At 70.5% G+C, this 19,445-nt stretch carries 19 protein-coding genes; 8 read left to right on the plus strand and 11 right to left on the minus strand.

All coding sequences use genetic code 11. The annotated features are described in order from the left end of the window. Positions 1-3 precede the first annotated feature (3 nt). The 5 genes from JIG36_RS39055 to JIG36_RS39075 all read right to left on the minus strand — a co-directional run bounded on the left by JIG36_RS39055 (position 4) and on the right by JIG36_RS39075 (position 3,922). Positions 4-255 carry a hypothetical protein gene (locus JIG36_RS39055; protein ID WP_236049106.1) on the minus strand — a complete coding sequence of 84 codons (252 nt, stop codon included), beginning with the start codon at positions 253-255 and terminating at the stop codon, positions 4-6. 88 nt (positions 256-343) lie between these two features. Continuing rightward, entirely contained in the window at positions 344-640 is a 297-nt protein-coding gene (locus tag JIG36_RS39060; RefSeq protein ID WP_203381499.1) for a hypothetical protein, read from the minus strand. Between the two features lie 12 nt (positions 641-652). Next, positions 653-2,323, minus strand: a complete 1,671-nt coding sequence (locus JIG36_RS39065) for a sodium:solute symporter family protein (RefSeq protein WP_203381500.1) — start codon at positions 2,321-2,323, stop codon at positions 653-655. 67 nt (positions 2,324-2,390) lie between these two features. Further along, complete coding sequence (locus JIG36_RS39070) at positions 2,391-3,047, minus strand: HAD family hydrolase (RefSeq protein WP_203381501.1); 657 nt, start codon at positions 3,045-3,047, stop codon at positions 2,391-2,393. Positions 3,048-3,049: 2 nt separating this feature from the next. Next, on the minus strand, positions 3,050-3,922 hold the full coding sequence (locus tag JIG36_RS39075; protein WP_203381502.1) for an LLM class F420-dependent oxidoreductase: 873 nt from the start codon (positions 3,920-3,922) through the stop codon (positions 3,050-3,052). 297 nt (positions 3,923-4,219) lie between these two features. On the opposite strand from JIG36_RS39075, the gene JIG36_RS39080 reads away from it, so the two are divergent. After that, positions 4,220-5,425: a glycosyltransferase family 2 protein gene (locus JIG36_RS39080; RefSeq protein WP_203381503.1), complete on the plus strand. Its 1,206-nt coding sequence runs from the start codon at positions 4,220-4,222 to the stop codon at positions 5,423-5,425. Positions 5,426-5,439: 14 nt separating this feature from the next. Here JIG36_RS39080 and fgd read toward each other — a convergent pair whose 3' ends face one another. Further along, the gene (fgd, locus tag JIG36_RS39085) at positions 5,440-6,438 is read right to left on the minus strand and encodes a glucose-6-phosphate dehydrogenase (coenzyme-F420) (protein WP_203381504.1); all 999 of its coding nucleotides are present in this window, start codon (positions 6,436-6,438) and stop codon (positions 5,440-5,442) included. Positions 6,439-6,448: 10 nt separating this feature from the next. Continuing rightward, entirely contained in the window at positions 6,449-8,314 is a 1,866-nt protein-coding gene (locus JIG36_RS39090; protein ID WP_203381505.1) for a sigma-70 family RNA polymerase sigma factor, read from the minus strand. Positions 8,315-8,482: 168 nt separating this feature from the next. Here JIG36_RS39090 and JIG36_RS39095 point away from each other — a divergent pair, with 168 nt between their 5' ends. The 3 genes from JIG36_RS39095 to JIG36_RS39105 all read left to right on the plus strand — a co-directional run bounded on the left by JIG36_RS39095 (position 8,483) and on the right by JIG36_RS39105 (position 10,650). Continuing rightward, positions 8,483-8,872 carry an ATP-binding protein gene (locus tag JIG36_RS39095; RefSeq protein WP_236049107.1) on the plus strand — a complete coding sequence of 130 codons (390 nt, stop codon included), beginning with the start codon at positions 8,483-8,485 and terminating at the stop codon, positions 8,870-8,872. Positions 8,873-8,972: 100 nt separating this feature from the next. Continuing rightward, positions 8,973-10,115, plus strand: a complete 1,143-nt coding sequence (locus tag JIG36_RS39100; protein ID WP_203381507.1) for a PP2C family protein-serine/threonine phosphatase — start codon at positions 8,973-8,975, stop codon at positions 10,113-10,115. 73 nt (positions 10,116-10,188) lie between these two features. Continuing rightward, positions 10,189-10,650, plus strand: coding sequence for a MarR family winged helix-turn-helix transcriptional regulator (locus tag JIG36_RS39105; protein ID WP_203381508.1), 462 nt, complete (start codon positions 10,189-10,191; stop codon positions 10,648-10,650). 228 nt (positions 10,651-10,878) lie between these two features. On the opposite strand, the gene JIG36_RS39110 is transcribed toward JIG36_RS39105, so the two are convergent. Beyond that, entirely contained in the window at positions 10,879-11,226 is a 348-nt protein-coding gene (locus tag JIG36_RS39110) for a histone-like nucleoid-structuring protein Lsr2 (RefSeq protein ID WP_203381509.1), read from the minus strand. Positions 11,227-11,492: 266 nt separating this feature from the next. On the opposite strand from JIG36_RS39110, the gene JIG36_RS39115 reads away from it, so the two are divergent. Together JIG36_RS39115 and JIG36_RS39120 are read left to right on the plus strand one after the other, a co-directional pair. Next, a complete protein-coding gene (locus JIG36_RS39115; RefSeq protein ID WP_203381510.1) occupies positions 11,493-11,921 on the plus strand; it encodes a hypothetical protein in 429 nt (142 codons plus the stop codon). A 188-nt stretch (positions 11,922-12,109) separates the two neighbouring features. Further along, positions 12,110-13,279, plus strand: coding sequence for a D-alanyl-D-alanine carboxypeptidase family protein (locus tag JIG36_RS39120; RefSeq protein WP_438870789.1), 1,170 nt, complete (start codon positions 12,110-12,112; stop codon positions 13,277-13,279). A 213-nt stretch (positions 13,280-13,492) separates the two neighbouring features. Here the strand turns inward: JIG36_RS39120 and JIG36_RS39125 are convergent, their stop codons facing one another. Beyond that, positions 13,493-14,008: a DUF456 domain-containing protein gene (locus JIG36_RS39125; RefSeq protein WP_203381511.1), complete on the minus strand. Its 516-nt coding sequence runs from the start codon at positions 14,006-14,008 to the stop codon at positions 13,493-13,495. Positions 14,009-14,339: 331 nt separating this feature from the next. On the opposite strand from JIG36_RS39125, the gene JIG36_RS39130 reads away from it, so the two are divergent. Further along, positions 14,340-15,254, plus strand: coding sequence for a sigma-70 family RNA polymerase sigma factor (locus tag JIG36_RS39130; protein ID WP_203381512.1), 915 nt, complete (start codon positions 14,340-14,342; stop codon positions 15,252-15,254). Between the two features lie 70 nt (positions 15,255-15,324). Here the strand turns inward: JIG36_RS39130 and JIG36_RS39135 are convergent, their stop codons facing one another. Beyond that, positions 15,325-17,643 (minus strand): HelD family protein, encoded by a 2,319-nt coding sequence (locus tag JIG36_RS39135; protein WP_203381513.1) that lies wholly within the window; start codon positions 17,641-17,643, stop codon positions 15,325-15,327. A 160-nt stretch (positions 17,644-17,803) separates the two neighbouring features. Here JIG36_RS39135 and JIG36_RS39140 point away from each other — a divergent pair, with 160 nt between their 5' ends. Continuing rightward, positions 17,804-18,319 carry a hypothetical protein gene (locus JIG36_RS39140; RefSeq protein ID WP_203381514.1) on the plus strand — a complete coding sequence of 172 codons (516 nt, stop codon included), beginning with the start codon at positions 17,804-17,806 and terminating at the stop codon, positions 18,317-18,319. A gap of 68 nt (positions 18,320-18,387) precedes the next feature. Here JIG36_RS39140 and JIG36_RS39145 read toward each other — a convergent pair whose 3' ends face one another. Next, complete coding sequence (locus tag JIG36_RS39145) at positions 18,388-19,269, minus strand: sigma-70 family RNA polymerase sigma factor (RefSeq protein ID WP_203381515.1); 882 nt, start codon at positions 19,267-19,269, stop codon at positions 18,388-18,390. Between the last annotated feature and the right edge of the window lie 176 nt (positions 19,270-19,445).

Genomic DNA, 19,445 nt, shown 5'->3' on the forward strand with positions numbered 1-19,445 from the left:
GGCCTACTTGTTGTTGGGCGGGAGCTCGGGCAGGGCCGAGATCGCGGCGGCGTACTGCGCGATCTGACGGCTGTTGGGCACCACACCGACAGCGCGGAGCTGGTCGTGAATGGCCTGGGCGACCTGGTCCTCGCTCTGACCCCGGTGGGTCTGCATGACCTTGTTCACGGCGTAGTCGACACGGATCTGCTGCTGCCAGCCGGCGGTGCGGTAACCGCCAGCCCGGGCGTTGCTGATAGGGGCGATGGCTTCCATGCCCCGTGTATCGGTCACCGACCGGCCGCACTCGAAGAATGCGGAGGCGGTGCAACCCGAAGGCAACCGGGTCACACCGCCTCGGACATCAGTGCGCCGGGGGCCGGTCGTCGTCCGTGTCGAGATCCGACGGGTCGGGCGTTTTGGGGGGATTGAGCCGGAGCCACAGGAGGAACAGCAGTCCCAGGACCAGCATGCCGAGGCCCATCCAGAGGTTGATCCGGACGCCCTCCGCCTTGTCGATCTCGGCCTGGCTGTCGAAGAGGCCGATCAGCGTGACGATCACGCCGTAGACGACGAACAGGCCACCGATCACCCGCCGTACGTCGAAAAGCCTTGCCGCGGCCGAGAGCTTCTTCTCGTCGACCTGGTCGTTCTCCGCCATCGCGACTCCTCCTTACCAGACCGGGATGTACAGGGCGAGGGCCAGCACGACCGCGGTCACGCCGAGCACCACCGGGTTGCGCCACCAGACCTTCTCGCCGGAGACGATCACTTCGCCGCCGGAGGTGCCGCCGAGGCCGTAGACGAGACCACGCAGTTCGTCGTCGGGCTTCGAGGGGGTGAAGAAGGTGACCGCGACGGCCACGATGACCGCCGTCACGAAGGCCACACCGGCGCCCCAGAAGCTCTGCTCCAGCGCCGAGTTGAACGCGATCGCGTCGGTCAGGTAGGCCACGTAGAGGGCCAGCGAGGCGATGAAGCCGAGCACCAGCGACCAGAACCCGGCCCACGGGGTCATCCGCTTCCAGAACATGCCGACGATGAACGTGGCGAACAGCGGGGCGTTGAAGAGCGAGAACAGCTGCTGGATGTACTCCATGATGTTGCCGTAGCCGGAGGCGATGAACGCCGTGCCGATGCCGATCACGACACCGCCGATCGTGGCGTACCGGCCGATCCGCAGGTAGTACTCGTCGCTGCGGCCCTTCTTGATGTAGGCCTGCCAGATGTCGTATGTGAAGACGGTGTTGAAGCCGCTGACGTTGGCGGCCATACCGGCCATGAACGACGCCAGCAGACCGGTCACCGCGACCCCGAGCACGCCGTTGGGCAGCAGGTCGCGCATCAGCAGCGGGATCGCGTTGTTGTAGGTCAGGTCACCCTCGTCGGCGCCCAGGCCCTTGACCGTGATGACGGCGATCAGACCGGGGATCACGGTCACGGCCGGGATCAGCAGCTTGGGGAAGGCCGCGATGATGGGCGTACGGCGGGCCGCGTTCATGTCCTTGGCCGAGAGCGCACGCTGCACCTCGGCGAAGTTGGTCGTCCAGTAGCCGAACGACAGCACAAAGCCGAGACCGAAGAGGATGCCGATCCAGTTGGCCCCGAGCGGGTTGTCGGCACTGCTTCCGGTGTTCGACCAGGTGTGCAGGGCGGCGTCACCGAGCGGGCCGCTGCGCACGGCGTCGAACAGGCCGTCGATGCCGCCGACCTTGACCAGGCCGACGATCGTGAGCGGGATCAGGCCGGCCAGGATGACGAAGAACTGCAGCACCTCGTTGTAGATCGCCGAGGACAGGCCGCCGATCGTGATGTACGTCAGCACGATCGCGGCGCCGACCAGGATCGACACCCACAGTTCCCAGCCGAGCAGCGCGTCCAGGATGAGCGCCAGTGCGAAGAGGTTGACGCCGGCGATCAGCACCTGCGCCACCGCGAAGCTGATCGCGTTGAAGATGTGCGTCGGCCGGTTGAAGCGCCGCCGCAGGAACTCGGGGACGCTGCGCACCTTGGAGCCGTAGTAGAACGGCATCATCACGATGCCGAGGAACACCATCGCCGGGACGGCGCCGATCCAGTAGTAGTGCAGCGTGAGAAGGCCGTACTGGGCGCCGTTGGCGGCCATGCCGAGGATCTCGAGCGCGCCCAGGTTGGCCGACACGAACGCGAGGCCGGTGACCCAGGCCGGCAGCGACCGTCCGGAGAGGAAGAAGTCGGCGCTGGTCTTGATCGCTCTTCGCGCCGCGAAACCAACCCCCAGGACGGTGCCGAAGTACAGGACGAGGATCAGGTAGTCGAAAAGGTCGAGATCGAGCCGTAGCCCACTCTCCGCGGCAGTTACCACAGGCCACCTCCAAGGCAGGTCAGCCGCGGACTACCCGACTCGAAGATCTTTCACACCTGGATGTGTCCTAGCGGAGACCTTCGATAACCGCCGGTGACAACTCGGACACATTGGTGACAACCATGGAGGCCAGGGCGAGGGCGTCCTCGGCCGGCGGGTAGACGCCGTGCGGGACGGCGATCACGGCCAGACCGGCCGCGCCCGCCGAGCGCAGGCCGTTGCTGGAGTCTTCGACCGCGGCGCAGACGGACGGGGCGAAACCCAGCTTCTCGCAGGCGGCCAGATAGACGTCGGGGGCCGGCTTGCCGCGCGGCACCTCCTCGGTCGACAGGGTGACCCGGAACGCGTCGGTCAGGCCGGCCGTCTCGAGCACCTGGTCGATCAGGACCCGGGCCGACGAACTGGCCAGGGCCAGCGGGAAGCGCGCGCCGAGACGCTGCACCGCCTCGATCGAGCCGGGGATGAGCGGGAGCGACGTGCGGTAACGCTCGGCCATCCGGCTCAGCACGTCGTCGGCGACCTGCTCGGGCGTACGGGGAACCCCGACGTCGTTCGCCAGGTGACCGGACCACTCCGGGGTGCTCATCCCCATCATGCGGTCCTGCGTGTCGGGCAGGAACTCACGGTCGTACTCGGCGACGTAGCCCCGCCGCACCTGCTCCCAGACCTCCTCGGTGTCGATGATGACGCCGTCCAGGTCGAAGACCACCGCCTCGATCGCCATGCTCAGAACGCCTCCGCGGCCGGGATGATCTCTTTGGCGAAGACCTCGTACTGATCGAGCTGCCAGGCGTTGCGCAGACCGCCGTGCCCGACCTCGACGCCCAGACGGGCCAGGTCGCGCAGGTCGTTCAGGGTCTCGCCGACCCGTTCGCCGCGCTCACCCAGGTCGTACCGGTACATCACGGTCTTCTGGATCTCGTCGTAGTCGCGGCCGACGTCGTCGCAGTGCCGCTTGAGCACGTCGAGCTTGTGCGGCAGCTCGGGCCCGGCGAACAGGTTGCAGGCGTCGCCGTACTGCGCGACCAGCCGCAGCGTCTTCTTCTCGCCCCCGCCACCGATCAGGATCGGCAGGTGCGGGCGGCTCAGCGGCTGCGGATGGTTGAGCGTGCGGCCGAGCTGGTAATGCTTTCCCTCGTACGGGGATTCGTCGCCCGAGAACATCTGCTTGCAGATCTGCAGGGCCTCTTCGAGCCGCTCGAACCGCTCCTTGGTGGGCGGGAACGGCAGGCCCAGCCCGCGCGACTCCTCCTCGTTCCAGGCGGCGCCGATGCCGAGGATCGCCCGGCCGCCACTGAGCACGTCGAGCGTGGTGACCGCCTTGGCCAGCAGGCCGGGCTCTCGATAGACGACGCCCGTAACCATGGTGAACAGCTTCGCGTTCTTTGTATGTGCAGCGAGGAAGCCGAGCGCCGTATAGGCCTCGAGCATGTCCCACTCCGGCGGGCCGATCACCCCGATCTGCCAGAAGTGGTCCATGACGCTGATGCGCTCGAAGCCGGCCTGATCGGCGGCCGAAGCGATATCGGCGAGCACCGGGCCGAGCCGGGGCGCCCCGTCGGGCCAGGTGAAGTTCGAGATGTGCAGGCCGAGTTTCACTGCTGGATCCCCTCGTCTTCCGACATTCCCCGCATCGGATCAAACCCTACCCCTAAACCCCCATTCCCGTACGCAGCGTAGTGACGAACCGGCCTTATCGGACCCCCGAGGGCCGTCGGGCGGGCCCCGGACAGACCGCGAAGATGATCGCCCTCCACCGTTCCGGTGAGTTGCTGTCCGGTTGCCGACCGGTAGTTTTCTTGATCAGGAACCAGCCTGAGGAGCACCGCCATGCCTCCTTCGCCGCTTTCCGCAGCGACGAACCACCACCGAACATCGTCACCCTCCGTAAGCGTTGTGATCCCGGCCCGCGACTCCGCCGGCCTGCACCTGATGCTGCGCGGACTCCCCCGGGTCGACGAGGTGATCGTGGTCGGCACGGGCGCGGATCTCTCCGGGCGTCCCGGCGTGACGATGGTGCCGCCGACCCGGCCCGGCCTGGGCAACGCGATCGCGTGCGGCGTGCGGGCGGCGCACGGCGACATCGTGGTGACCCTCAACGGCGACGGCTCGACCGACCCGGGCGAGATCCCGCGCTTCGTGGACGCGCTGGTCGCGGGGGCCGACGTGGCGCTCGGCACGCGCTACTCGGCGGGCGGGCGCGATCTGACCGGCGGCCGCTTCCGCCGCTGGGCCGACCTGTTGCTCATCTGGTGCCTCAGCACCGTCCTCGGGATCCGCCGCACCGACCCCGGTTTCGGGTACGCCGCGTTCTGGCGCGACGCCGTGCCGGGCCTCGGCCTGGCCGACCCGGGCACCCGATCGGCCGCGGCCTGGGGCGAGGGCCCCGAGATCGGACCGTTGCTGGCCCTGCGGCCCGCCACCCGTGGCCTGCGCGTGGCCGAGGTCGCCACGATCGCCTATCCCCCGGTCCGCCGCGCCGCCGGCGCCGACCGTCCCCGCCTGCGGCACTGGCTGCGCACCGCCCTCGGCGAGCTGCGCGGCGGCCACGACCGGGCGGTGTGGTCGCCGCCCACCCCGGTCCGCAACCTCACCTATGCCGGTGCGGAACGCCACGCGCCGCTGAACGACGAGACCGGTGCTGGTCGCCGGGCCTTGGACCGCCGGGCGGTCGAGGCGCTGGCCGCCGAACGCCTCGCGCACGAGCGGCTGACCCGCGAACGCACCACCGTGAGGCGGTTCACCGGCACCAAGGGCTGGTCGGAGGCGGACCAGCGGCAGCACGCCTGGATGCCGCCCGTCCAGCCACCGTTCCACCGGGCCGACACGCGCAGCACCCGCAACGGCGTGCCGGCGACCTGGCGCGACGGGCACCCGGAACGGCTGGGCGGGCCCGACGTGCAGCCCCGGTCGGCCCAGACGCCGTGGCGCGTCGCCCCGGGCGCGACCCAGCCCGTGAAGCGCGAGGTCGGCTCGCGGCGGCGTCGCATCCCCGGCGTGCGGCAGTCCCAGCCCGACCTGCGGGTGATCAACGGCGAGGGGACGGGCACGACGTCCGGCCGCCGGGCCCGCCTCCGCGCGGTGGAGAAGCCCGAGAGCTGAGGTTTTCGGCTCTCTCAGCTGCGGGCGCGCAGCTGCGGCAGGATGCGCTCGGAGTACAGGCGCAGGAAGCGCTCCTGGTCGGGGCCGGGCGCGTGGAACACCAGGTGCTTGAAGCCCATGTCGAGGTATTCGACGACCTTGGCGACGTGCTCGTCGGGGTCGGACGAGCAGATCCAGCGGCTGGCCGTGCGCTCGACCGGCAGCGCGTCGGAGAGCCGCTGCATCTCGATCGGGTCCTCCACGCCGGTCTTCTCGTCGGGCGAGAGGGCCAGCGCGCCCCAGTGCTGGGTGTCGTCGAGCGCCTTCTGCAGGTCGTCGTCGAAGCTGACCTTGACCTCGATCATCAGGTCGAGGTCGTCGATCTTGCGGCCGGCCTTCTCGGCGCCCTCCTTGACGGCGGGCAGCAGCGTGTCGGTGTAGAGCGCGTGGCCCTTGCCGCTGGTGGTGATGAAACCGTCCGAGATGCGGCCGGCGAGCCGGGTGGCGGCCGGGCCGGAGGCGCCGATGTAGATCGGGACCGGGGTCTCGGGCTTGTCGTAGATGGTGGCGTTCTCGGTCTTGTAGAACTGCCCCTCGTACGTCACCCGGTCTTCGGTCCAGAGCTTCTGGATCAGCAGCACCGCTTCCTTGAGGCGGGCGAACCGCTCCTTGCCGTCGGGCCACTCGAGCCCGAGCGGCACCTCGTTGAGCGACTCGCCGGAGCCGACGCCGAGGATCGCCCGCCCGGGCGCGAGGCAGCCGAGCGTGGCGAACGCCTGCGCGACCACGGCCGGGTGGTAGCGGAACGTCGGCGTGAGCACGCTGGTGCCGATCAGCACGCGCTCGGTGCGGGCGGCCAGCGCGCCCAGCCACGGCAGGGCGGCGGGAGCGTGCCCGCCGTCGTGCCGCCACGGCTGCAGGTGATCGCTGACGAAGACCGAGTCGAACCCCAGCTCCTCGGCCAGCACGCCGTACTTGAGAAGTTCCGCCGGCGGGAACTGCTCCGCCGAAGCCTTGTACCCGAACCGAATCATGATCCTGACGTTACCCCGCGGCCTTGTACGCCTTTCCGGCCTCGGTGGGACTGTTCCCGTCCTTGTAGAGCCCGAAATCGACGCTGTCACCGACGGCGGGCAGGCCGAACCAGGCATAGCGCTCGATGAACGACCGCTTCTCCAGGCCCTTGGTCGAGCCGTCGATGAACGTCACGAGCTGGGCCTGCGTCGGGTACTTGGGGGAACCACCGAAGTTCATCAGGCCGTACTCGGTGATCCAGATCGGCTTGCCGTACCGCTTGTGCACGGCATCGACGTACCCCAGGAACTGGTTGACCGCGGCCGCCGAGAAGTCCGATCCGTACCAGTGCAACGTGATGAAGTCGACTCGGTAGCCCTTGTCCATGGCCCCGGTCATGAACCGGTCGAGCCAGCCGCCCGCGGTGTCGCCGCCGAACGCGACCGCCGGGCTGCCCAGCCGCATGCCGGTCGCCTGCAACTTGGGCCAGTCGGCCAGGGCGTCCTCGACCGACATCTTGGCCTGGCCGTCCATGTCCGGCTCGTTGAAGCCGAGCAGGACGTCGCCCTCCTTCTTGGCCTCGGCCAGGGTGGCGTCGTTGACGTTGTCCTTGCCCCAGATCATCGGCACGAACTCGACGTCGGCCGGGCCGGGCATGCTCTTGTTGTTCGACGACCAGTTGTAGTACCAGCCGGCCCCGACGTCGTCGAGGGCCGACTTGGTGCCGGTGAACTCCCAGACGCCGACGCCCTTCTTCTTGCTCGCCTTGGCCGTGATCACGGCCGGCGCCTTGGTGGTCGGCTTGGGCTTCGCGCTCGGGGTGACGCTCGGCGACGGTTTGGCCGTGGTCGGCTTGACCGTGGTCGGCGTGGGCGCCGGGCGGGTGGTCGGGGCGACGATCGCGGCGGTGGTGACCGGCGGGTCGGGCTGCTGGGTCACGACCACGGCGGCCGTGCCCCCCGCGACCGCGGTGGTCGACAGCGCGGCGGTGAGGACCTTGCGGGAAAGGCTGAAGCCGACCTTGGCCGCGAGGTGGGAGCCACCCGCGCCGCCGGCCTTGGTCGCGGCGGCGCCGGCCGCCGCTTTTGTAGCCGCGGTGCCACCACCGGCACCCAGCGAGGCCAGCGCGCCCTTGCCGACGAGACCGGCCGGCAGCGGCACGAGGGCCATGCCGGCCAGCAGCCGCTCGGCCGCCACGAGCCCGTTCCAGGCCGGGGAGCAGTAGCGGCACTCGCGCGTGTGACGGGCGATGCGCTTGCGCCACAGGGGGCTGGGCCGGCCGTCCCACTCGGTGGTCAGCAGCTGCAGGTCGGGGCAGGCCGGGCTGGCGGCGAGCGCCCGCACCACGACCCGGGCCGTCTCGAGCTGGCCCTTCATCCGCTGGATGCGCACCGCCGCGTGCTGGCGGGTGACGTCCATGGCCTCGACGATCTCGTCGCGGGTGAGCTCGCCCGAGGCCTCCAGCCACCACAGCGCGAGCAGCTCGCGGTTGTCCTCGTCGAGCCAGCGGGTCGCCTCGGCGGTCTCGCGGCGCTGGCCGCTGAGCTCGAGCCGGGTGATCGACAGGTCGGTGAAGTCGGCGCCGGGGTCGCGGACGTCCTCGTGCACCAGCGCCTCGGGAGCGCCGCGCCGGGCCCGGAACCGCTCGCGCACCTGGCGGACCGTGATGGCCACCAGCCACGACCGGAACGCCTCGGGCTCGCGCAGGTCACCCAGGTTGCGCAGCACCCGCAGCATCACGTCCTGCACCACGTCGTCGACGTCGGCGTGACCCTCCAGCGCCCGGCCGACGATCGTGTAGACCAGCGGCAGATAGCCGGCCACGAGCCGGTCGACCGCCACCGGGTCGCCGTCGCGAGCGGCGATCACGACCGCGATGTCGGGTTGCTCCGCCATTGTTCAGCCTTCCGTCGGACGTCCGTGCCGTGGGCCCTTGCCGGCCACGGGAAGGGAGACGCCCAAGCCGTCCATGGATAACACGTTTTTCGGCGATGATCGGATGAGGTGCTGCGGCGCCGGCCACGATTAACGCCCGGGCAGAGCGGGAACCACAAGAGCATGCGTATGACAGTCCAGCTGGATCTCCCTCGTGAGGCGGGCAGTGTGCCCACCGTCCGCCGGATGCTGCGCTCCGCTCTGGCCGTCCTGCACATCGACCGGGACGCCCAGGACGACCTCGAGATCGCGATCACCGAGGCGTGCTCCAACGTCGTGCGGCACGCCAACGGCGCCGAGAACTTCGAGGTGAGCCTCGACGTGGCCGACCACCACTGCTCGATCGACGTGCGCGACACCGGGGACGGGTTCGACCCCGAGGCGGTCGGCGGGCACACGGACGCCTCGAACGAGAGCGGCCGCGGGCTTTTCCTGATCAAGGCCCTGGGCGAGAACGTCCGCATGCACTCCGTGCCGAGGCGAGGCAGCTTGATCCATTTCGAGAAGTCGTTCGCATAGGACACGACCAGTACCTCGTGTCGGCCGACGGGAGACAAGCGCATATGATGCTTGCTCCTCGGCAACTATTGCCCTCACGCCTCACAGAAGGGGAGATGAAGTGTCCGTCCGTCCGGCATCTGTTGGCTCGTTCCTGCGTTCCGCGCCGCCTGATCGTCTCCCCGAGGTCGTGGCCGAGCACCTGCGCACCTGGTTTCCCGTCAGCGACGTCGAACTGCTGCTCAGCGACCTCACCCTGAGTTCCCTGTGGCCCCTGCTCGATCCCGAGTCACCCACCGGCGGAGCCCTCGAGCAGCGCTGCTTCGGCAGCCAGCAGCCGATCGTCGACAACGGGTCGCGGCGCCTGCTGCTGCCGCTGACCACGTGGGGCGACCGCCTCGGCGTGCTGCGGATCGACCTCACCGAAACGCCCACGAGCGAGCTGCGCGCCGAGCTCACGACCGTCGCCGACGAGCTCGCCCTGGGTCTGCGCGCCGCCGACAAGGACACCGACCGCTACCGCCAAATCGTCCGCCGGCAGCGCCTCACCATGGCCGCCGAACTCCAGTGGGACCTGCTGCCCGGTCGTTCGCTGAGCGGCGAGCGCTTCCAGCTGGCCGGCCAGCTCGAGCCCGCGTACGCGATGTACGGCGACCACTACGACTGGGCGGTCACCGACGACCGGCTCACCCTCACCGTGCTCAACGGCGACGGCGACGGGATCGAGGCGGCGCTGCTGACCACGGTCGCGGTCAACGCCATGCGCAACGCCCGCCGCTCCGGCGCCAACATCGTCGAGCAGGCCGAGCTGGCCTCCGACGCGGTCTACTCGCGGTACGGCGGCGGCCTGCACGTGGCCACGCTGCTGCTCGAGATCGACCTGACCGGCGGCACGATCGAGGCGGTCGACGCCGGCTCGCCCCGGGCCCTGGTCGCGCACGACGGTGACATCCGCGCGGTCAGTTTGGAACAACAGTTGCCGCTCGGCATGTTCGGCGACAGCCGTTACGAAACTCAGAAGTTCCAGCTCGAGCCCGGCGACCGCCTGCTCGTGGTGAGCGACGGCGTGCACGCGGCGGCACCCGGCGGCCGTTCCCCGTACGGTGAATCCGGACTGCTCACCGCGCTGCGACGGACGCGCCTGCAGCCACCGACCGAGGCGGTGGGTACGGTGATCCGAGCCTTGCGCGAATACCACGCCGGTTCCGACCCGGACGACGACGCCGTCATCGTCTGCCTGGATTGGCTGCGCCAGTCGGCATGAAGCTCCGGCCGGGCGGGTAGTGGCAGTGCGGGCGCAGGGCCGAGTACGTCTGACGAACAGGAACGCATCCGCCATGGACCGGGTCACCGACGTCGCGTCGGCCGTCGAGTCGACAGCTGACGCGCTCATGACGGTGCTCGAGTCGGCCGGCCTGGGCCAGAGCCCGAGCGTCCCGCCGGCCCAGCTGCGGGTGCTGGCCATCGTGGCCGACAACCGGCACACCACCAACATGAGCCGCCTGGCCGAGGCGCTCGAGGTGGTGCCGTCGTCGGCCAGCCGGCTCTGTGACCGTCTCGAGGCCACCGGCCTGCTGCGCCGCGTGCCCGACCCACGGGACCGGCGCGAGGTGCGGTTGCTGCTCACCCCGTCGGCGCAGCGGTTGCTCGACGAGTTGCGGGAACGGCGGCGCCTGGCCCTCGAAGAGGTGCTGAAGCGCATGTCGCCCGGCGATCGCGAGGAGCTGGTGCACTCGCTGCGCGCCTTCGCGGCGGCGGCCGGCGGCGAAGAGGAAGACGAATCCCGCCGTACGGCCTGATTCAGCACCGCCGTTCGCCGAGTCCCGTTCGCGGGGCGGTCGATGCCGCACTATCTGAACCCGCACTTGCCAACGACTATTCGCCGGGCCGCGGCGCGACGACTGTGGGTCCTGGGCGCGCCGGCGTGATCACGCATTGGCTGCGCAAGTCACGTTGGTATGCGGCCGGCGAAAAGGCGGCAACGCCTTTCGTGGTACGCAATTTGCACGTGGCGCGGGTGCGTGCGGTCAGCGCCCGTTCGCCGCGCGGTATGCCTGCGTCACGCTCTGTGGAATGCGGCCGCGCTCGGAAATCTGATGCCCGTTGGCCGTCGCCCACTCGCGGATCTGGCGGTTTTCGTCGCGGGAGCCCGCGGTGCGGCCCGCGCCGGGACGCCGGGGCGGGATGCGGCCGGACGAGCGCCCGAGCCGGGTGCCGGCGTTGATGTACGGGTCGAGGGCCTTACGCAGCTTCCCCGCATTGGCCTCGGAAAGGTCGATCGTGTAGTTAATGCCGTCCAGACTGAACTCGACCGTGCGGTCCGCCGTCTTTCCGTCCAGATCGTCGATCAGAGTGGTGATTACCTGCCGCGCCATGACGACTCCCGAGTCCGCCCGACCAACCGCGCCAAGTGTTGCTCGGAACGGCCTTCGCGCGCAACTGTCCGGCGCGGATTAGCAATTCTTTTTTCTCCCCCGGCCGCCCGGTTATTGAATGGGGACCCCAGGCATTCACCGGAATCAGAGCGGAAAACTCGGCTGGGACGGGCGGCCGGACATCACCCGGCGCCCGTTTCGCAGCCGGGGGCCGGACCCCGCCGCGGCCTCGCCTCAGCCACGAAGCAGGCGCTAGTGTCGCGGGCATGGAGCGCGACGCCGACTGGCAGGAACAGCGACGGCAGGCTATCGCCGGTCACGCCGCCGCGCTCGAGGCCGGCCGGGCGGCCGAGGCCCGCGAGGCCGCGGCCCTGATCGACGAGTTCGTGCGAAAGGCCGGCGACCACGGGCTGACACCACACATGCTGATGGCTCGAACCTTCGACGGCCGCGCCACGTACCGGACCCATGTGCGGGGGTGGTATCTCAAGTCGAACCGGTCGGTCGCCGTGGGCGAGGACGGGGAGTACTACGTGTTGACCGTGCCGGCCTCGTTGCGCGCCCGCTTCACCGGCGCCGAGCTGACCCCGAGCATGCCCCGGCTGATCGTCGGCGCGGGCGGCGGTGACGGCGAGACGATCCCGCTGCGGCAGCTGCTCGACCAGCGGCTCGAGGCGGGGGTCTCCTGGCCTTGATCCGTCGCGTCCTGGCGGCGTGCGGTGCCGCCCTGCTCGTCCCCCTCGCTGTTCCCGCCGGCCCCGCTGCGGCCGCGCCTCTCGCTGCTCCCGGCCCGGCTGGGGTGGCACCCCTCGCTCTTCCCGCCGGCCCCGCTGGAGCCGCGCCCCTCGCTCTGTCGGCCGGCCCCGGTGGGGTCGCGCCGCTCGTGGCTCACGCCGGTCGGGCCGCGGCCGAGGTCCCCTGTCCCAAGCCCAAGGTGGCGCCGCCGGCCAACCGCCCGCCCCGGCCGGTTCCGCCGCCGGACGACCCGGTCGGCAGCGCGATCGGCGGCGACGCGCTCGCCACCCACGGCCTGGTGATCCCGCCCGGCGTGAAGTCACCGCCGGCGGTCACGGCGACCACCTGGATGGTCGCCGACCTCGACACGGGCGAGGTCCTGGGCGGCTGCGGGCCCCACGTCTACCAGACCCCCGCCAGCGTGCAGAAGACGCTGCTGGCGGCCACCGTGATCGACAAGCTCGACCCCGACCAGCGGATCACCGTGACCCGCGGCGATCTCGACATCGAGCCCGGCAGCTCGGCGGTGGGCCTGGTGGTCGGCGGCAAATACCCGATCTCGACCCTCTGGCTGGGCCTGATGCTCAACTCGGGCAACGACGCCGCGAACGCGCTGGCCCGGCTCGCCGGTGGCGGCGGCACCGACGGCGTGGCGAAGACCGTGGGCGAGATGAACGCGCTGGCCAAGCGGATCGGCGCCTGGCAGACCCACGCTGTGACCCCGTCCGGCCTCGACGGCAAGGGCCAGTTCACCAGCGCGTACGACCTGGCGCTGATCGCCCGGGTCTGCTTCGCCAACGCCGACTTCCGCCGCTATGTGCTGACCCGGAGCGCCCAGATGCCCGCCCAGCCCCAGCTGAAGAAGGGCGGGTTCCAGTTCCAGAACGAGAACAAGCTGATCTTCAACTACGAGGGCGCCCTGGGCGGCAAGACCGGCTTCACCACGGTGGCCCGGCACAGCTACGTGGGCGCGGCCGAACGCAACGGCCGCCGCCTGGTGGTGACCCTGCTGGGCGCCGAGGCCCGCCCGATGCGCGGCTATCAGCAGGGCGCGGCCCTGCTCGACTGGGGTTTCGCCCTGCCGAAGGACGAGTCGGTCGGCAAGCTGGTCTCCCCGCAGGAGGTCGCTCCCGAGCCGTCCCCCACCCAGAAGCCCGCCGGTGCCCCACCCGCAGCCACACAGCCCACACGCGGCGAGCCACCGAAGGTGCTGACGGTCGCCGCAGCCGCCTCCGTCGCGCTGCTGCTGGGCGGCGCCCCGCTGCTGCTCCTGCTGACCCAGCGCCGCCGCCGACGCCCCACCGCACGGGCCCGCTGACCCAGCACCGCCCCACAAGCCCGCTGAATCCGCGCCGCAGGCCGTCGGCGCGCGTTTGACCAGCCCAAATGGCTTTCTTTCGCCCAGCCGGACCACTGATCAAGCCGCAACTTGCCCACCCCACCGCTCCCAGGGGGCTGGCCAAAAAATACGCCGCGGGGAGGGCCACCATCGGGTTATCCACAGGGCGACACGTGTGACCTGAGTGTCAGTTCAGGGCAGGGCCCAGCCTGACCACAGCAGGCCGAACACCCAGACGACGGCCACCGCCAGGGCCGCGGTGAACTCGATCAGCATGGCCATGCCGGCCGCGTGCAGTGCGTACTTGGTGGAGGGCCAGGCCTGGCCGGGGCCCAGGCGGGCGCGTTCGACCAGGTAGACGCCGAGCACGAAGCCGAGCGGCAGGCCGAGCACCGGGATCACGAAGAAGCCGACCACGCCGAGCACGCCGCCGGCCAGCAGGGCCGAGTTGGGGACGCCCGCGTTCTTCAGGCGGCGGCCGGGAACCATGTATTTGATCAGGCCGCCGAGCAGGGCCACCGCGGTCGCCACGCCGAAGACCAGCCAGCGTACGGCGCCGCTGCCCTCGCCGAAGATGGCCCAGAACAGCACCCCGGCCCAGCTCAGCAGGAGGCCGGGCACGACCGGGACGACTACGCCGACCACGCCCACGGCGATCGCGACGCCGGCGATCAGGTTGATCAGCCAGGCGCTGTCGGTGAGGTCCATGCGCCAAAGGTGCCAGCCCGGGGCAATCGCGCAAAGTCACGGGCCCGAGTTCTCAACCAACCCACAGCCGCGACCGAAACCAGAAGCACAGCTGCGGGCGAAACCAGAAGCACAGCTGCGGGCGAAACCAGAAGCACAGCTGCGGCCGAGACCAGAGGCACAGAAACGCGACCGCCGGGAGCGCGGAAAGAGAGCGCGAAGCAACCCGCCCAACGGCAACCGGTCCGCACCTCATCGGCGCTTAGCCTGCACCGATCCCCCGCCGAACCTCCTTGTGTCACGCCGACGAGCCCGCTGCGAAACGGGCCGCCGACAACGGGGGGAACCACACATGACCACCATCGCGAACGCTGCCGACATCGTTGCCGACACCGCCGCCGTCACGGTTCTGTCCGCTGCCGAGCAGGAGGAGATGATCCGCACCCACATGCCGCTCGTCGGCCACCTGGTGCGCGACATGCTCAGCCGCATCCCCAACCACATCCACCGCGACGACCTGACCAGCGCCGGCCTGCACGCCCTGGTCACCGCGGCCCGCGGCTGGGACCCGCAGCGCGGCATCCCGTTCCACCGTTTCGCGAGCACCCGCATCCGCGGCGCCATCCTCGACGAGCTGCGCGCTCTCGACTGGGCGACCCGCTCGGTGCGTACGAAGGCCCGCGCCACCGACACCACCCGCCAGGCCCTGACCACGACGCTGGGCCGCACGCCCACCGCCGACGAGCTGGCCCAGGCCCTCGGCACCACGACCACCGACCTCAAGCAGACCGACACCGACGTGCAGCGCGCGACCGTGCTGTCGCTGCAGGGCTTCACCACCAGCAGCGCCGACGACCTGGTCACCGAGAAGACCCCGGGCCCGGAGGACATGCTGCTGCGCCGTGAGCAGATCGGCTACCTGCACCACGCGATCAGCTCGCTGCCGGAGCGTCTGCAGGTCGTCATCACCGAGTACTTCCTGCAGGAGCGTCCGATGGCCGACATCGCGGCCGACCTCGGCGTGACCGAGTCGCGGGTGTCGCAGCTGCGCGCCGAGGCGCTGTCGCTGCTCAAGGACGGTCTCAACACGCACCTGAACCCCGAGCTGGCGCCGGTTCCGGACAACCCGGAGAGCATCACCGCCCGCCGCCGGGCCAGCTACTACAACAGCATCGCCGAGAGCACCACGATGCACAGCCGGCTCGCGATGACCAACGCGCACGGCCACACCGCGTACAGCCGCGGCCCGCTCGCGGCGGCCGTCTGACCTGAACCAGACCTGAACAAGACCAGAACAAAGTGGGGGGCTCGGCAGATGCCGAGCCCCCCACAACCATTTATGCCAACGCGCTGAGCACCTTCGGCAGATCGGCTGTGTGCAGCACACCGAGCCGCCGCGTGGCCCGGGTGACCGCCACGTAAAGGTCGGACAACCCCCGCGGCGACTCCGCGATGATCTGGTCGGGCTCGACCACGATCACCGAGTCGAACTCGAGCCCCTTGGCCTGCCGCACGGTCATCAGCACGACCTGGTTGAGCAGGTCGGGCTGCTCCCCCACGGCCGCACCGGGCACCGCCTCGACGAGAGCGCGGCCCAGATCCGCCTGACGCGCTTCGGGAACCAGAACCCCCACGCGCCCCTCGCCGGCTTCGGCGGCCTCGAGCCGTACGGCCGCAATTGTCTCGGCCCCCAGCGCGACCGCCGGCACCCGCAGCGCCCACGGCTCGACGCCGGCCGTCCGCACCGACCGGGGCGGTTCCAGCGCCGGGTCGACCGCCGCCAGCACGTCGGCCGCCACCGCCATCACCTCGGCCGGAGTGCGATAGTTCACGGTCAGCTCGACCAGGTTCCAGCGCTGGGCCACGTACGGCTCGAAGACCTGCTCCCACGTCGTGGTGCCGGCCAGTTCCGAGGTCTGGGCCACGTCGCCGACCACGGTCATCGAGCGGCTCGGGCAGCGCCGCATGAGCAGCCGCCACGCCATCGGGGACAACTCCTGCGCCTCGTCGACGATCACATGACCGAAGACCCACGTACGGTCGGCGGCGGCCCGCTCGGCGGCGGTACGGGTGTCAAGCACCTCGTGCCGCTCGACGAACGCGCTCGCGTCGACGACGTCGGTCGCGGACAGGATCTCCTCCTCCTGGTCCTCGAAGTCGAGCGACCGGGAGCCCTCGACGATCTCGAGCACACCCTCGGCGTACTCGATCGCCTCCCGCCTCTCCTGCGCGGCCTGCCGGGCCTTGAGGGTGTCGTCGACGCCCAGCAGTTCGGCCAGTTCGTCGAGCAGCGGCACGTCGGCCGGGGTCCAGCGGGCTTCGCGGTCGCGCAGCAGCAGCGCCCGTTCGGCCTCGGTCAGGCCGGGGGCCGCGTGGCCGAGCCGGTCGGGGTCGGTCAGCAGCTCGCGCAGCACGCGGCGCGGGGTCAGAACCGGCCAGAAGTCGAAGAGCACCTGCTGGACGTCGATGTCTTCGCGCAGCTCGCGCCGGGTCTCGGCCAGGTCGGCCTCGGAGAGCAGATTTTCCCCGCCCAGCGGGTCGGCGCCGATGCGCTCGGCGATCTGCAGCGACAGCGCGTGGATGGCCTCGGTGACGAAGATCGACCGGGCCACGTTGTGCGGGCGGTCGGACCGGCGGGCCACGGCCCGGGCGTCCTCGAGCACCGAGCGCTCGATCCGCAGCGGGTAACCGTCGTGATCCACCTCGACATACGTCTCGGGCACGGTCTGCCAGTCGGCGACCGCGCGGGCCAGGACGTCGAGCATCGCCGTGCGACCCTTCAGCGCCGCGGCGGCGGGGGGTTCCACGGCCCGGGCCCGTACGCCGGGAAACATGTCCCCCAAAGTGGCCAGGAGCACGCCGGTCTCCGCGAGGGAGGGCAGCACCTGCGAGATGTAGCGCAGGAACGTCGGGTTGGGCCCGAGGATCAGCACGCCCTGCTTGGTCAGCTGACCGCGATAGGTGTAGAGCAGGTAGGCCGCGCGGTGCAGCGCGACGGCGGTCTTGCCGGTGCCGGGGCCGCCCTGCACCACCATCACGCCGTTGAGCCCGGCCCGGATCACCTCGTCCTGCTCGGCCTGGATCGTCTCGACGATGTCGCGCATACGGCCCGTACGGTTGGCGGTCAGCGCCGACAGCAGCGCGGCCTCGCCGGTCACGTCTTCACGGCCGCCGCTCCCGCCGGCTTCGAGGTCGAGCACCTCGTCGTCGATGGCGGTCAGCAGCCGGCCCCTGGTGCGCAGATGGCGGCGGCGGGTCACTCCGTCGGGCGACACCGCGGTGGCCAGATAGAAGGCCCGGGAGGCCGGGGCCCGCCAGTCGACGAGAAGCGGGTCACGATCGTGTTCCTCGGCGGACAGTCCGATCCGTCCGATGTAGCGCGGCTGGTCGGCGGCGAAATCGAGCCGTCCGAAGCAGAGGCCGTTTTCCACGGCATTCATCTGCGCCAGTTGTTCGGCGTAATGGGAGCGTGTCGCCTCGCGCTGGGCGCGGCCCTGCGGGGTGCCGCCGCCCTCGAGCAGAATGGCACGAAGACGCTCGTCAGCCTGCGTACGCAGGCCGTCCAGCCGGTTGTAGAGGGTGGTGAGGTACGCCTGTTCGGCTTCGAGGTCGGCCGCGGCGGAGCTTGACAAAGCCACTCCCCTTTGTGGTAACATTCGGGCTCAGCGGCCCATTGACGGCCGCTTTTTTATTGCTCGGCAAACGACCAGACTAGCGCATCGATGGCAGGTTACGGCTCGCCGGGAAATTGTCGTCTATCGGTCATGCTTTACGGCGAGCCGTTACGCACGACCGCCGATCCGCTTTAACCCGGGCATGACCCACAACCACCCGATCCGACGCCTCGGCGCGCTCGCCCTCATCGCTGCCGCCACCCTCGCCTTTTCCTCCGCGTGCACCGGCGACGACGAGGCCCCGGCCGGCAACGCCGCCCAGGCGGCCGCGGGCGGCCCCGAGGCCAAGACCATCGACGGCGCCAAGTCGGCCGCCCAGACGGTCTTCGACCGATTCGCCGGGGGCGACTTCGCCGGCGCCTGGGACATGTACACCGCCGCCGGCAAGCAGGCGATCAGCAAGGACGACTACGTGAAGCTGAACCAGGCCTGCTCCCGCAAGGGCCTGGCGATCCAGCTCACCAGCGCCCGCATGGAGGGCACCGACCGGGCCGTCGTCATCGCCAAGCAGCTCGTGGCCGCCCAGTCCTACACGATGGTCTACGAGGCCGACGCCTGGAAGCTCGAGCCGGCCAAGGAGGGTCTCGCCCTCTACAAGCAGGGCGCGGCCAAGGCCATCGCGGCCCAGAAGAAGGCCGGCACCTGCGCCAACCAGTAACCGTCCCCCGGAAACACCCCGGTGCCCGCCGCGAACCGCGGCGGGCACCGAACCACTAGGTGAAGACTTCAGGCGGCCACCGGCAGGCCGTCCGGGCCGGTCAGCGAGAGCCGCGTGCGCAGGTCGCCGCGGGACGCGATCTGGTCGTAGTAGGCGGCCCGGCGGCGCGCCACGCAGCCCTCCTTGGCCGGGGTCTGCGCCGCCAGCGACGGATCGAGGTGCGTGTTCAGGCCGTCCCGCAGCAGGGTCAGCGCCTCGGCGCGCAGTTGTGACACACGCGACTCGGTGACGCCCAGTTCCTCGGCGATGCGGGCCATCGGCCGCTCCTCGAAGAAGTAGCCCTGCACCACCACGCGCAGCCGCTCGGGCAGCGCCTCGATGGCGTGACGCAGGTAACCGAGACGCTCGCGCATCAGCAGCATCTCCTCGGGACCGGCGCTGGGCTCGGTCACCATGTCCTCGGCGCCGGCCGTGGCGAAGCCCTGCAGGCTGAACACCACCGCGCGCTGGACGTCGTCGTCGGCGTGCTCGATGTCCTCGACCGAGCAGCCGAGACGGTCCGCCACCTCGCGGACGGTGGGCACGCGGCCCAGCTCGGCGGTCAGTTCCTGACGGGCGCCGTCGGTTCGCCGGGCCCGCTGCCGCACCGAGCGGCTGGCCCAGTCGAGGCCGCGCAGCTCGTCGAGCAGGGCGCCCCGGACGCGGGCGGCCGCGAACCGGGCGAACGGAACCTGGCGGTCCTCGTCGTAGCCCCGGGCCGCGTGCACCAGGGCCGCGTATCCGGCCGAGAGCAGGTCGTCCCGGTTGACGTGCGCCGGGACCCGCGCCAGCATCTCGCGGACCAGATGGCCGACGAGCGGCATGTGGGCCTGGACGCGGTCCTCGCGGCGGCGGTCCTCGCCACCACGGTTCTCGCGACGGCGGTCGGCAGCAAATGTGGCACCGCTCATGTTGGGGGGTCTCCTCGCGAACCAGGCCGGGAGGGGGGTTCCCGGCACTGAGAAGAAAGGTGATCCCGATAAAGTGCGAAATGGGTCTCGTACGGGTGCAAGGTGGTTGCTTCCCGGCCCGGCATCCCCGATTCCGGAGCGCGGGTATGCTTGATCACGCGGCCCGCCCAGTCTTG

It is taken from the genome of Paractinoplanes ovalisporus, assembly GCF_016834655.1.
GTDB classification, from domain to species: Bacteria; Actinomycetota; Actinomycetes; order Mycobacteriales; family Micromonosporaceae; genus Actinoplanes; species Actinoplanes ovalisporus.